Raw genomic sequence first — 13,137 nt, 5'->3', positions numbered from 1 at the left:
ACAAAATAAAAACGGTCATTTTGTCTAAATTTAGTTATTTTAACTGACTTTTTGACAATTTAACATTTTTTGTTTTATAAACGGCTCACTAAAAAGATAGATTAATCATGAAATTTTTAAGAAACAACAAAAATCAAGAAAAGAAAGTTCTTCCGATTATAAACTGGATTTCATTCACTTCTATAGAAGAAATAGCAACTATTAAACAGCAATCAGAAACTAAACCCGTTATTATTTTTAAACATTCTACTAGATGTGCTATAAGTAGAATGGTTTTAAAACAATTGGAAAACAATTTTAGTAATGAATTACAAGGTTTTCAACTATACTACTTAGATTTATTAAATTATAGAAGTGTTTCTAATGAAGTAAGTAATACGTTTAATGTAATACACGAATCGCCTCAGATACTAATTATAAAAAATGGGAATGTAGTAGCACATGCATCACATTATGAAATTTTAGAAATTGACTTTGCTAAATTTACCGCATAATTTTTTTATAACCTCTTAAATAGTCGTATTTTTGCATCTTTAAAATTTACTTTTTTGGATATACAAGCTATTACAGAAAAACAACTTTACGATTATCAAAAAGAAGCCATAAATAAAATTTTTAAAAGCTTCGAAAATGCTCCTGAAAATTATCATTTGCTTTACCAATTACCTACAGGGGGTGGTAAAACAGTAATTTTTTCTGAAATAGTTAGGCAGTATTTAAAATATTACAAAAAAAAGGTATTGGTACTCACCCACCGAATAGAGTTAAGTAAACAAACCTCTAAAATGCTTAACGAATTTAAGGTCGAAAATAAGGTGATTAATAGTACTGCAAAGTTAGACGACCAAGACAATTATAGTTGTTTTGTTGCTATGGTAGAAACCTTAAAAAACAGGTTAAATGACAATAAAGTAGACATTTCAAATATTGGATTGGTAATTGTTGATGAGGCACATTATAACTCATTTACCAAATTATTTAAATTTTTCGACAGCTCGTTTATTTTAGGGGTTACAGCTACTCCTTTAAGTTCGAATAACAAGTTGCCTATGCACGAAAACTACCAAGAACTAATTGTTGGTGAATCGATTGCTAGTTTAATAGAAAATAATTTTTTAGCTAAAGCCAATATTTATAGTTATAATGTTGGCTTAACTTCATTAGAAGTAGGCGCTAATGGTGATTATACCGTAAAATCGTCTGAAGATTTATATACAAATACCGATATGCTTTCTAAGTTAATTTCAGCTTACGAAGAACGCTCAAAAGGTAAAAAAACATTAATTTTTAATAATGGTATTAATACCTCTATAGAGGTATTTCACGCTTTTAAAAGAGCAGGATACCCTATTGCCCATTTAGATAACACCAATACTAAAAAAGAACGGAATTTAATTTTAAAATGGTTTAATAAAACACCTAATGCTATTATAACGTCAGTAAGTATTTTAACAACAGGGTTTGATGAGCCTTCAATAGAGTCAATTATTTTAAATAGAGCCACTAAGTCATTAACCTTATACTATCAAATGATTGGTCGTGGTTCGCGATTTTTACCTACTAAATCGTCTTTTGATGTGATTGACTTAGGTAATAATTTTTATCGATTTGGGCCGTGGAGTGCTAATTTAGATTGGCAAAAAATGTTTAGACATCCTGATTATTATGTCGATGCTATTTTATCGGACGAAGAAATTGAAAGTAATTTTAAATATGAGTTTCCTGCCGAATTAAAGAAAGATTTTGCCAAGACAACAGATATTGAGTTTGATGTAAAAAAAGTATATATAGCCACTATTGCAGCTGGTGAAACTTCTAAAAAAGTATTAGAGAAATCAATTGTACATCATGCTAAAATGTGTATAGAAAATAGCGAAGATGTTTATGATGCTTTATTATTAGCAAAGAAATTAGGAAACGATATTGATAATAGAATTCATAAATATTCTAAATGCATTTCTAAAAGCACACATAACTTTTTAGATTGGTTACGAAACGATTATCGTAAAAAATTAAACTCGTATTTACGCACAAATTTTGACAGTGTATACGAAGAAATTTATGGCACACCACCTCAAAAAGAATAATACGATAAATTTAAGCTAGCTAAAACCACTTTTTGTATTTAAAATACCCTGCCATAAAAACAGCAATAAATACAATTACGCCCCACATTACAAAATAACCTTTTTTATAAGTGAGTTCTGGAATATACTCAAAATTAGTACCATAAACTCCTACAATAAAGGTAATGGGTATAAAAACTACCGAAAATATAGTTAGCAGTTTCATAATATCATTTAATCGATTGTTTACATTCGTTGAATACACGGTGAGCTGATCGTTGAGCATATTCTTGTAATTTTCTACAGCGTCGTAAGTGTGTTGTATTAAATCGTTTAAATCGTTAAAAAAAGGTTGTTCTTTGATAGTTATAAGATTGGTTTTAAATGCCTTAAAATTGCTAAACGACTCATAAACAGGACGTATTGTTTTTCTAAAATAATTGAGTTCAAATTTATAACTATTTATTGTTTGTAAAATACTGGCATTAGGTTGTAATAGTATTTTATCTTCTAAGTCTTCTATTTTATTACCAAAATCTTCTATTAAAAAATTATAATTATCGACAATTAAATCTAACAAACAATATTTTAAATAGGCAATACTACTACTTCTAATACGCCCTTTTTTTGTTCGAATTCTATCTCTAATCGATTCAAAAGTATCTCCTTGTTTTTCTTGAAAAGTAAGCAGTATATTTTTTGTTAAGTACAATGAAATTTGTTCTGAATCTAATTCTCTTTTTTCTTTGTCAAAAAATATCTTTTTGATAATGGTAAAAATATAATCTTCATCAATTTCAACTTTAGGTCTTTGCCCAGTATGTACAATGTCTTCAATAATTAGGGTGTGTAAGTTAAATTGTATTCCAATTTTTTTGATACACTCTACATCATGTAATCCATCAATATTAATCCAGCAGTTTTTATACTTTTTAAAATAGTTTGTTGCTTGAGCTATATCTTGTAGCTCAATTTCTACAAAATTGTCAACATCGTACCCAATAAGCGTAATTTTTATTGTCGCTTGTTTTTGTTGTCCTATAAAAACAGGACTTCCAGGTATAACATTCTTGGTGTTTTTTTGATTAATTATAAACCGAGCCATAAATTATTATTAAGCTTAAAAAGTAAGTTATTAGCTAATACTTTTACAAACATAAAAAAAAACTAAACTTTAAAATTACAATTGGTTTTTTGCGATGTAAAAAAAATCAAAAAAAAATGGATATAAAAAAAAATAGTTTACATTTACCACATCTTATTATTAAGTTAAATGTTATGTTTTACTTATTTCGTTAATAGTTTTTATAAGGAGATTAAAAGCTATTTCGTGTTTTGGAAACACAACGGAAAAATTAAGGTTTCTCCTTCTCATCAAAAATACTCTTTATCGCTGAATTTTTATAAACAGTGTGGTGATTGCTTAGCTCTAAGAGTTTAATATTCATTTTTATTAAGGTTTAAACCGTTTTAATTTAATTACAAACAATAAACTTATTTGTTATGTATTAAAAAAAAGGTAGTGATATACAAACTGTCTTTTAGTTAGTTATTTTTTTGTGTATTTCGTACACATCAACTAAAGTAAAAAATGAATACAAAATATAAAGATTTAATAGAGCAAACATTTGATTTTCCACAAGCTGAATTTCATACACAAAACAACAACTTGTTTTTTCATGATATTGATTTAATGGAGTTAGTAAAGCAATATGGTACGCCATTAAAATTTACGTATTTACCCAAAATATCAGAAAATATTAATAGAGCAAAACAATGGTTTACTAAAGCCATTAAAAAACATAATTACCAAGGAACATATAACTATAGTTATTGTACCAAAAGTTCACATTTTAAATATGTTTTAAATGAAGCTTTAAAGAATGATATACATATCGAAACGTCTTCAGCCTTTGATATCGACATCGTAAAATCATTAAAAAAAGAAGGTAAAATAACCGATAATACCTATGTGCTTTGCAATGGTTTTAAACGCGACCAATACATTGCTAATATTGCTAGTTTAATTGATCAAGGGCACACCAATTGTATTCCGATTATTGATAATTATGAAGAACTAAATTTACTAACAGATCAAACTAAAAGTAAATTTAAAGTAGGAATACGTATTGCTTCAGAAGAAGAACCTAAATTCGAATTTTACACTAGCCGTTTAGGAATTGGATACAAAAATATTGTATCGTTTTACGAGCGTGAAATCGCTAATAACCCACAAGTGGAGTTAAAGATGCTGCATTTTTTTATTAATACGGGTATTAAAGATAATGCATACTATTGGAACGAATTATTAAAATGTTTAACGGTTTACATTAAACTTAAAAAAATGTGCCCAACGCTTAATAGTTTAAATATTGGTGGAGGGTTTCCTATTAAAAATTCGTTGGGCTTTCAATATGATTATGAGTATATGGTTGATGAAATTATTAATCAAATTAACATTGCTTGCAAGGTAAATAATGTAGATGCGCCAAATATTTTTACCGAATTTGGAAGTTTTACCGTAGGTGAAGCTGGCGGAGCTATTTATAAAGTTTTGTACCAAAAAAAACAAAATGATCGTGAAAAATGGAATATGATTAACTCATCTTTTATAACCACATTACCCGATTCTTGGGCAATAAATAAACGCTTTGTTATGCTTCCTGTAAATAAATGGAATCATAAATACGAACGTGTACTGTTGGGAGGGTTAACTTGTGATAGTGATGATTATTATAATTCTGAACAACACATTAACGGAATTTATTTGCCTGTATATGAAAAAGAAAATCCTTTATATGTTGGTTTTTTTAATACAGGAGCTTACCAAGAAACTATTGGTGGGTTTAGCGGATTACAGCACTGCCTTATTCCTGCACCAAAACACATATTAATTGATAAAAATGAAAAAGGCGATGTTGTAACTAAACTATTTAAAGAACAACAAAAAAGTGAAGAATTTTTATCTATTTTAGGCTATAATTAAAAAAATAATAATTTTGATTCGTTAGGGGGTATAACTATATTTTAAGCCTCTTTTAATTATCAAAAATCACGAACAAACAAAAAAATAAATAAACAATAAAAATGAAAAAAAGGAATTATGCTGGTATACCTGACCAATATGCAAAACCAGAAACAGCAAAAGTAGTACTTATACCTGTTCCTTATGACGGAACGAGTACTTGGCAAAAAGGAGCTGACAAGGGACCTGATGCATTTTTAGATGCTTCAGAAAATATGGAGCTATACGATATAGAAACTGATAGCGAAGTATATAAAAATGGTATTTATTTAGCTGATGCGGTTACTGAAAATTCTTCTCCTCAAGCTATGGTAGAAGCAGTACATTCAATAACTAAAAAATATATTAATAGAAATAAATTTGTAACTCTTTTTGGGGGTGAACACTCTATTTCTATCGGAACTATTCGTGCTTTTAACGAGTGTTTTCACAACTTATCGGTATTACATATTGATGCCCATGCCGATTTACGTAAACAATACCAAGGTAGCCCATACAACCATGCTTGCGCCTTATATGAAGCTAGTCAAAATACTAACTTAGTACAAGTAGCTATTCGTAGTATGGATAGCTCTGAAAAAACAGTAATGAATACCGATAAAGTATTTTTTGCGCACGACATGGCGGTCAACGAATATTGGATGGATGATGTAATTGACCAATTAACAGGTAATGTATATATAACCTTTGATTTAGATGCTATAGACCCTTCTTTATTACCTAGTACTGGAACACCAGAACCAGGAGGGCTATTTTATTATGAAACATTAGAATTTTTAAAGAAAGTGTTTACCGAAAAAAATGTGGTGGGTTTTGATATGGTAGAATTGTGCCCTAATGAAAATGAAAAATCATCTGACTTTTTGGCGGCTAAATTATACTATAAAATGTTGAGTTATAAATTTTCTTCTAAAATGGAAGATGAAGAAGATTACGATGATGACGAAAATTCACCCTTTAGTAAATTAGCTAAGTTTAAAAACGACGACGACGATTTTTAAAATGCACTTAAAAGCAATTGCATATCATCTTGAAAAACGAATTTTACTAAGTAATATTCGCGAACAATTTAAATCGTATAACTTAGTAAAAAGAGAACACTCTTTTTTGCTTTATAAAATTAAAAACAACACGTACATTTATCTCAAAGATTATGGAAGTGTTGTTTTTATAAATTGTGATGATAAAGTAATACAGCAAACCGTTTCTTTTTTAACAAAAAAAGAAACGAATATGAGTAATTTGCCCTCAGAAAAATATAAGATAACTTTTTCTGATACGATAGAGGTTGATTTCGGAAATATTCAAATAAAAGAATTAAATGATGATGTAGCTCATATTACTATGCTTAATTTAGCTCAATCAGTAGCATTGATGAATTATGTAAACAAAACATCTGATTTACACGATAAAACATTAGTTTATTCAAAGCAATTAGAAAAAACAGGAAGCTTTAAACTTTCTAAAACTCAAATGCGAAAATTCATTGGAAGAACGATGAATTTAAAAAACAACATTGCTGAGAACTTATTTGTTTTTGATTCACCCGATGTAGCTTGGAACAATAAAGATTTATCTAATTTAGATTATAAATTAAAAGACGAACTAGATATTGTAAAACGCCATCAAGGAATTGAAAATAGTTTAAATGTAATTAAAGAAAATTTAGATTTATTTAACGACATATTACAGCATAAGTACAGTAGTATGTTAGAATGGATTATTATTATTTTAATTCTTTTTGAATTAGTACAAGTAATTGTTGAAAAATTGATTTAAAAATAAAAACATGGACAAACCCATAACCAATTTTATAGAAAAATACTTTTTACATTTTAATGCCGCGGCATTAGTAGATGCCGCAAAAGGATACGAAACACAATTAGAACAAGGCTCTAAAATGTTAGTGTCATTAGCTGGTGCTATGAGTACAGCCGAATTAGGTAAAATTTTTGCCGAAATGATTCGTCAAGATAAGGTACATATTATTTCGTGTACAGGCGCCAACCTTGAAGAAGATATTATGAATTTAGTGGCTCATTCTCATTATAAAAGAGTGCCCAACTATCGTGATTTAACTCCTCAAGATGAGTGGGATTTATTATTAAAAGGATTAAATCGTGTTACCGATACGTGTATACCAGAAGAAGAAGCTTTTAGACGGTTGCAAAAACATATTTTCAAAATTTGGAAAGAAGCCGAAGAAGAAGGCGAACGGTATTTTCCGCATGAATTTATGTATAAATTATTATTGTCAGGCGTTTTAGAAGAATATTACGAAATTGATTTAAAAGATTCTTGGATGTACGCAGCTGCCGAAAAAAACTTACCGATTGTAGTTCCAGGATGGGAAGATAGCACTATGGGTAATATATTTGCTTCGTATGTAGTAAAAGGAGAACTAAAAGCGGCTACAATGAAATCAGGAATAGAGTACATGACTTTTTTAGCAAATTGGTACACAGATAATTCAGATAATGGTATTGGGTTTTTTCAAATAGGAGGGGGTATAGCTGGCGATTTTCCTATTTGTGTTGTTCCAATGTTATATCAAGATTTAGAACGAGAAGACACCCCGTTTTGGAATTATTTTTGTCAAATTTCAGATTCAACAACAAGTTATGGCTCATATTCTGGTGCGGTACCCAATGAAAAAATAACATGGGGTAAATTAGATATTGATACGCCTAAGTTTATTATTGAAAGTGATGCAACTATTGTTGCTCCTTTAATTTTTGCATATTTGTTAAATATGTAAAGCATAAATTTAAACAGACAAACGGTTACTTATATAGATTAAAAACATTAAAAAATAAATATTCAAGTTAAATTATTTACCCAAATGAAACGAGTTATTGTAGATTACGCCAAATTAACCACTGACATCTTAGATTTATTAGTCGAACGATATCCAGACGGATACGATTATGGTGATATTATTTCATTTAAAAATGCCAATGGCGATACTATCAAAGCAGTAGAAGTAAGAACAGAAGACACTGTGTATTTAGTAAAAATCAGCTCTAGATTAGAACAAACCATGGAAGATTATGCAGAAGATGAAAGCAGTTTTGATGATGTAGATTTTAATGAAGATATAGATGAAACTTTAGCAGACGATCTAGATATTTAAAAAGAACATCGATTTTTTTAATAGATAACAAACCAAACAAAAATTTTAAACGGATTATTCATCATCATCTACTATTTTTGTTTGGTTTGTTGGTAAATAAGGTTTAAAGGGAGCTGTTAAATCGTTATAATCTAACCTGTTTTTTTTAAAATGTATTGCCACCTCAGCGATAGTTTTTGTTTTAACCTCTAATAGCATTTGTTTTTTAAATGGTTTATAAATATGATGTACTACACAAGGTTTTTCATTATTACATTCTAGCTGACCTAAAAAACACTCTTCTAATTTATTAGATTGATCTATACAAAGAATAACATCTAACAGTGTTTTTTGAGTATTTTCTTTATTTAAATAAAACCCTCCATGTGGTCCCTTTACAGACGAAATAATATCATTTTTAGAAAGCTTTTGTAATATTTTAGCTAAAAAAGGAGCAGGTATTTCTAGTTTCTCTGCAACAAATTTGGCTCCTAATTTTTTCTTGGCAGATGAGTTATTAGCTAAGAATAGTACCGATCGTATACCGTTTTTACTGGCTCTAGTAAACATAGTCAATATTTCTTTCAAATATAAAAGATAAAATTATCTTTTATTATGACAATTATCATATTTTAACAAAAAAATAACTTCGTATCTTTACAAAACAAACTATAATATTCATATTATGAGAAAATTACATCTAATTTTAATTTCTGTATCAATACTATTTTTAACATCGTGTAAGCAGCAACAAGAGAAAAAACAAACACAAAATGTTACAAAAACAGAAGTAAATCAAGAAAATCAAAAAGGGCAATCAGCCGTTGTTGATAATGTTTCAGAAAAAAACGCACTGCAAATAGCAGAATCTGTTGACGATTTTAAAACGCTAGTTACAGCAATTAAAGCTGCTGGTGTAGAGGATGCCGTTGTAAATGCAGGTCCTCTAACCATATTTGCACCTAAAAACAGTGCTTTTGCTAAATTGCCAGAAGGTACTGTAGAAAATCTTTTAAAACCAGAAAATAAAGCGAAACTAGCTTATATTCTGATTAATCATGTAGCTCCAGCAAATTATCCGATTAAACAATTAACCAAAGAGGCAAAAAAAGGACGTAAATTGTATATGGCATCGGGTAAGTATTTAACCGTAGAAAAAAAAGAAGATGGTATATACGTTGGTGGTACAAAAATTTTAAAAACAGTAGAAGTTAGTAACGGTTGGATACACGTTATTGACGATGTTTTAGTACCTGAAAATTAATCTATAATCAAATCAAATCAAATGAAATTTAAAGTAGTAACAGTAACAGTTTTAGCCTTATCTATATTTATGTATAGTTGTGGAAGTGATAATGGTAAAAAAGAAAAAAACAAAACCACAGAAACAAAAAAGGAAGTAAAAAAAGAAGAGGTTAATGCAGATCCTATGCAAGACAAGGGAGTTGGTCCTATAAAAAATGTTACTTTAGGAGACATCGACAAAGCCTTAGCAGAAAAAGGAAAAGATCTTTTTACTATAAAATGTAGTGCTTGTCATAAAATGGACAAACGATATATTGGTCCTGCATTGAAAGGAGTTACTAAAAAACAATCGCCTGAATGGATTATGAATATGATTTTAAATCCAGAAGTAATGATTCAAAAAAATAAAACTGCAAAAAAATTATTGCAAGAATATAGTGCTCCAATGGCAAACCAACAAGTAACCAAAGAAGAGGCTAGAGCTTTATTAGAATATTTAAGAACTAAAAATTAAATCTAACAATTATACCTATGAAATCAATATTTGCTTATTTAACGGCTGTTGTTTTTTTGGTTAGCTGTAATACTGGCCCCAAAAATTCAAAAAGCACTAATAGTGGCGGAGCATTAGTTAGTAATGCCGCTGAAAGAGTGTACGTTGCTCCTGGAAAGCACGATGAATATTATGCTTTTATCTCTGGTGGATTTAGTGGACAATTATCGGTTTACGGATTACCATCAGGAAGGTTGTTTAGAGTTATTCCTGTATTTTCTCAAGATCCTGAAAAAGGATATGGTTATAATGAAGAAACAAAACCTATGTTAAATACCTCTCATGGTTTTGTGCCTTGGGGAGATGCTCACCACCCAGATATTTCTCAAACAAACGGTGAATTAGATGGGCGTTGGATATTTATCAATGAAAATAACACCCCTAGAATAGCTAGAATTAGCTTGCAAACTTTTGAAACAGAAGAAATTATAGAGGTGCCAAACTCTGCAGGAAATCACAGTTCTGCTTTTGTAACAGAAAACTCTGAGTATGTTGTTGCAGGAACTCGTTTTTCTGTGCCAATTCCTCAAAAAGACATCCCTATTAGCGATTATAAAGGAAACTTTAAAGCTTCTTTATCGTTTATTAAAATTAATCCCGATACGGGTAAAATGAACATTGCATTTCAATTAAGAATGCCAGGGTTCGACTATGATTTATCACATCCAGGAAGAGGGAAATCTCATGGGTGGTTTTTCTTTTCAATGTATAACACAGAAGAAGCGCACTCTTTGTTAGAAGTAAATGCTTCACAAAACGACAAAGATTTTATTGCAGCAGTAAACTGGAAAAAAATAGAAGAATACATCAAACAAGGAAAAGGACATAAAGAAAAAACAAAATATGCTCATAATGTTTGGGATGAAAACAAGCACATGACAACTTCTACAATGGAAGATGAAGTTTTGGTTGTAAACCCACAAGATGTTCCTGGGGCAATTTACTTTTTACCAACACCAAAATCGCCACATGGTTGTGATGTAGATCCAACAGGTGAGTATATTATTGGTAGTGGTAAACTTGCTGCAGCAATGACAGTACATTCTTTTTCAAAAATGCTAAAAGCAATTGATGATAAAGCTTTTGATGGAGAAAAATACGGTATTCCAATAATTAAATTTGATGCGGTAAACTACGGAATGTTAGAACAACCTGGTTTAGGCCCTTTACATACAGAATTTGATACAAGAGGAAATGCTTATACCACTTTCTTTATTTCATCAGAAGTTGTAAAATGGAATGTTAAAGATTTAAAAGTAATAGATAGACACCCAGTATATTATTCTGTAGGACACTTAATGATACCCGGAGGAAATTCTAGAAAACCAGATGACAAATACTTGGTTGCTATGAATAAAATTACCAAAGACCGTTATTTGCCAACGGGGCCAGAAGTATGTCAATCTGCACAGTTATTTGATATTTCTGGAGATAAAATGGAGTTATTGTTAGACTTCCCAACAATTGGAGAACCACACTATGCTGCGGGGATAGCTGCAGATAAAATAGCTTCAAAATCTAGAAAAATTTATAAATTAGAAGAAAACAAACATCCATATGCCGTTAAAAGTGAAGCAGAGACTAAAGTGGTAAGAAAAGGAAACGAGGTACATGTGTATATGACCATGATTCGTTCTCACTTTTCACCAGATAATATTGAAGGGGTTAAAGTCGGCGATAAAGTTTTCTTTCACCTCACCAACTTAGAACAAGATTATGATGTGCCCCATGGCTTTGCTATGATTGGAGCAGATAATTCTGAAGTGTTAATTATGCCTGGTAGAACAGCAACTACGGTTTGGGAACCCAAAGAAGTAGGGGTATGGCCATTTTATTGTACCGATTTCTGTTCAGCATTGCACCAAGAAATGCAAGGCTATGTTAGAGTTTCTCCTAAAGGCTCTAATACGCCAATTAAGTATACTTTAGATGATGAAGCCCCTAATGCAGAAGAATAGTGCTTAAAAAACCAAAAAAAACCAGCAGTGTTTTACTGCTGGTTTTAAATCTACAGATATGAGAAAAGATAAAATATTTATGTTGGTTGGTAGTCTTTTACTGCTATTTTCGTTTGTTTTTCCTTTGTGGAAAATTACACTCTTGGCTCCTCAATATCCAGAACCATTAGGTATGAAAATATACATTACTCACTTAGCTGATGGAAATCAATTTAACGATGTAAAAAACATTGATTTATTGAACCATTATATTGGTATGGCACATTTACCATATAAAGCCAATGTTGAAAAAGGGGTAGTAAAACCATTTAAAGAGTTTGTTATAATCCCTATAGTTATAGTTGTACTTGTAATTTTAGGTCTTATAACAACATTTATCGGCAAACGAAAATATTACATTTATTGGCTTGTATTATTAATTATTTCGGGTATTATAGGAATACTCGATTTTTATAACTGGTTATATGTTTACGGGCATAATTTAGACCCCAATGCCATCTTAAAAATTACCGATAAAACTACTGGAAAATTAATGGCATACCAACCTCCATTATTTGGTTTTAAACAAATGCTAAACTTTCAAGTATATTCGTATCCTTCTACTGCAGTCTATTTTATAGGGTTATCTGTTATATTTGTATTGTTAGCTATTAAATTTTATCCTCCAAAAGGGAAAAACCTTGCTTAAATTTAACAGTAAGTATTAATTTATCACTAATAAAAAATACAGTTATGTCTTATTTAAATAAAATAAGTTGTTTTGCTTTTCTTTCAGTTACCCTTATGGCTTGTAATATAGCTCCTCAAAAAATTAAATACGGGGTAAACCATTGTAATTTTTGTGATATGACTGTTGTTGACAAAACACATGCAGCAGAATATGTTACAAAAAAAGGGAAAAGCTACGTTTTTGATTCTATTGAATGTATGTTACATGAATTAAACGAAAAAAATAACGAACAAGACCTTGCCTTTATTTTAGTTGCCGATTATCAAAAACCAGCAGTACTTATAAAAGCAAAAGAAGCCTCGTATTTGGTTACTGATAAAATTAAAAGCCCAATGGGTGCAAATTTATCTGCTTTTAACTCTCTTGATACGGCAATAGAAATGCAACAAAAATTAGGAGGTGCCGTTTATACGTGGCAACAAATAAAAACAGCCATTAAAAAATAAAG

At 30.0% G+C, this 13,137-nt stretch carries 14 protein-coding genes; 12 read left to right on the top strand and 2 right to left on the bottom strand.

The genetic code is table 11. The features are described from left to right. The first annotated feature begins 107 nt into the window (after positions 1-107). Both ytxJ and AB2B44_RS08535 read left to right on the top strand, forming a co-directional pair. Positions 108-494: a bacillithiol system redox-active protein YtxJ gene (ytxJ, locus tag AB2B44_RS08540; RefSeq protein ID WP_369049158.1), complete on the top strand. Its 387-nt coding sequence runs from the start codon at positions 108-110 to the stop codon at positions 492-494. A 54-nt stretch (positions 495-548) separates the two neighbouring features. Beyond that, the gene (locus tag AB2B44_RS08535; RefSeq protein ID WP_369049157.1) at positions 549-2,087 is read left to right on the top strand and encodes a DEAD/DEAH box helicase; all 1,539 of its coding nucleotides are present in this window, start codon (positions 549-551) and stop codon (positions 2,085-2,087) included. A 19-nt stretch (positions 2,088-2,106) separates the two neighbouring features. Here AB2B44_RS08535 and corA read toward each other — a convergent pair whose 3' ends face one another. Beyond that, on the bottom strand, positions 2,107-3,171 hold the full coding sequence (gene corA, locus AB2B44_RS08530) for a magnesium/cobalt transporter CorA (RefSeq protein ID WP_369049156.1): 1,065 nt from the start codon (positions 3,169-3,171) through the stop codon (positions 2,107-2,109). Between the two features lie 486 nt (positions 3,172-3,657). Here corA and AB2B44_RS08525 point away from each other — a divergent pair, with 486 nt between their 5' ends. From AB2B44_RS08525 to AB2B44_RS08505, 5 genes are all read left to right on the top strand, one after another. After that, positions 3,658-5,052: an arginine decarboxylase gene (locus AB2B44_RS08525; RefSeq protein ID WP_369049155.1), complete on the top strand. Its 1,395-nt coding sequence runs from the start codon at positions 3,658-3,660 to the stop codon at positions 5,050-5,052. 101 nt (positions 5,053-5,153) lie between these two features. Next, positions 5,154-6,092: an agmatinase gene (speB, locus tag AB2B44_RS08520; protein WP_369049154.1), complete on the top strand. Its 939-nt coding sequence runs from the start codon at positions 5,154-5,156 to the stop codon at positions 6,090-6,092. A gap of 1 nt (position 6,093) precedes the next feature. Further along, complete coding sequence (locus AB2B44_RS08515; protein WP_369049153.1) at positions 6,094-6,870, top strand: RMD1 family protein; 777 nt, start codon at positions 6,094-6,096, stop codon at positions 6,868-6,870. A 10-nt stretch (positions 6,871-6,880) separates the two neighbouring features. Continuing rightward, on the top strand, positions 6,881-7,849 hold the full coding sequence (locus AB2B44_RS08510) for a deoxyhypusine synthase family protein (protein ID WP_369049152.1): 969 nt from the start codon (positions 6,881-6,883) through the stop codon (positions 7,847-7,849). An 84-nt stretch (positions 7,850-7,933) separates the two neighbouring features. Continuing rightward, positions 7,934-8,224: a hypothetical protein gene (locus tag AB2B44_RS08505; RefSeq protein WP_369049151.1), complete on the top strand. Its 291-nt coding sequence runs from the start codon at positions 7,934-7,936 to the stop codon at positions 8,222-8,224. Between the two features lie 54 nt (positions 8,225-8,278). Here the strand turns inward: AB2B44_RS08505 and AB2B44_RS08500 are convergent, their stop codons facing one another. Further along, positions 8,279-8,773, bottom strand: a complete 495-nt coding sequence (locus AB2B44_RS08500) for an Rrf2 family transcriptional regulator (RefSeq protein ID WP_369049150.1) — start codon at positions 8,771-8,773, stop codon at positions 8,279-8,281. 115 nt (positions 8,774-8,888) lie between these two features. Between AB2B44_RS08500 and AB2B44_RS08495 the strand changes: the two genes are divergently transcribed. Genes AB2B44_RS08495 through AB2B44_RS08475 form a run of 5 tightly spaced genes read left to right on the top strand, consistent with a single transcriptional unit; the run spans position 8,889 to position 13,135 of the window. Next, positions 8,889-9,467, top strand: coding sequence for a fasciclin domain-containing protein (locus AB2B44_RS08495; protein WP_369049149.1), 579 nt, complete (start codon positions 8,889-8,891; stop codon positions 9,465-9,467). Positions 9,468-9,488: 21 nt separating this feature from the next. Beyond that, positions 9,489-9,962 (top strand): cytochrome c, encoded by a 474-nt coding sequence (locus tag AB2B44_RS08490; protein ID WP_369049148.1) that lies wholly within the window; start codon positions 9,489-9,491, stop codon positions 9,960-9,962. Positions 9,963-9,979: 17 nt separating this feature from the next. After that, complete coding sequence (gene nosZ, locus AB2B44_RS08485) at positions 9,980-11,959, top strand: Sec-dependent nitrous-oxide reductase (protein ID WP_369049147.1); 1,980 nt, start codon at positions 9,980-9,982, stop codon at positions 11,957-11,959. A gap of 58 nt (positions 11,960-12,017) precedes the next feature. Further along, on the top strand, positions 12,018-12,647 hold the full coding sequence (locus AB2B44_RS08480) for a hypothetical protein (RefSeq protein WP_369049146.1): 630 nt from the start codon (positions 12,018-12,020) through the stop codon (positions 12,645-12,647). A gap of 44 nt (positions 12,648-12,691) precedes the next feature. Continuing rightward, positions 12,692-13,135, top strand: a complete 444-nt coding sequence (locus AB2B44_RS08475; RefSeq protein ID WP_369049145.1) for a nitrous oxide reductase accessory protein NosL — start codon at positions 12,692-12,694, stop codon at positions 13,133-13,135. Positions 13,136-13,137: the final 2 nt, after the last annotated feature.

The sequence above is a fragment of the Tenacibaculum sp. UWU-22 genome, from assembly GCF_041021355.1.
Lineage (GTDB): Bacteria > Bacteroidota > Bacteroidia > Flavobacteriales > Flavobacteriaceae > Polaribacter.
The sequence above is the reverse complement of the archived record's forward strand: the minus strand, read 5'-3'. Positions and strand labels throughout refer to the sequence as shown.

Bases quoted from the DNA above. Each gene is read 5' to 3' on its own strand.
- ytxJ (WP_369049158.1), top strand. From the start codon at position 108: ATGAAATTTTTAAGAAACAACAAAAATCAAGAAAAGAAAGTTCTTCCG.
- corA (WP_369049156.1), bottom strand. From the start codon at position 3,171: ATGGCTCGGTTTATAATTAATCAAAAAAACACCAAGAATGTTATACCT.
- AB2B44_RS08525 (WP_369049155.1), top strand. From the start codon at position 3,658: ATGAATACAAAATATAAAGATTTAATAGAGCAAACATTTGATTTTCCA.
- speB (WP_369049154.1), top strand. From the start codon at position 5,154: ATGAAAAAAAGGAATTATGCTGGTATACCTGACCAATATGCAAAACCA.
- AB2B44_RS08515 (WP_369049153.1), top strand. From the start codon at position 6,094: ATGCACTTAAAAGCAATTGCATATCATCTTGAAAAACGAATTTTACTA.
- AB2B44_RS08510 (WP_369049152.1), top strand. From the start codon at position 6,881: ATGGACAAACCCATAACCAATTTTATAGAAAAATACTTTTTACATTTT.
- AB2B44_RS08505 (WP_369049151.1), top strand. From the start codon at position 7,934: ATGAAACGAGTTATTGTAGATTACGCCAAATTAACCACTGACATCTTA.
- AB2B44_RS08500 (WP_369049150.1), bottom strand. From the start codon at position 8,773: ATGTTTACTAGAGCCAGTAAAAACGGTATACGATCGGTACTATTCTTA.
- AB2B44_RS08495 (WP_369049149.1), top strand. From the start codon at position 8,889: ATGAGAAAATTACATCTAATTTTAATTTCTGTATCAATACTATTTTTA.
- AB2B44_RS08490 (WP_369049148.1), top strand. From the start codon at position 9,489: ATGAAATTTAAAGTAGTAACAGTAACAGTTTTAGCCTTATCTATATTT.
- nosZ (WP_369049147.1), top strand. From the start codon at position 9,980: ATGAAATCAATATTTGCTTATTTAACGGCTGTTGTTTTTTTGGTTAGC.
- AB2B44_RS08480 (WP_369049146.1), top strand. From the start codon at position 12,018: ATGAGAAAAGATAAAATATTTATGTTGGTTGGTAGTCTTTTACTGCTA.
- AB2B44_RS08475 (WP_369049145.1), top strand. From the start codon at position 12,692: ATGTCTTATTTAAATAAAATAAGTTGTTTTGCTTTTCTTTCAGTTACC.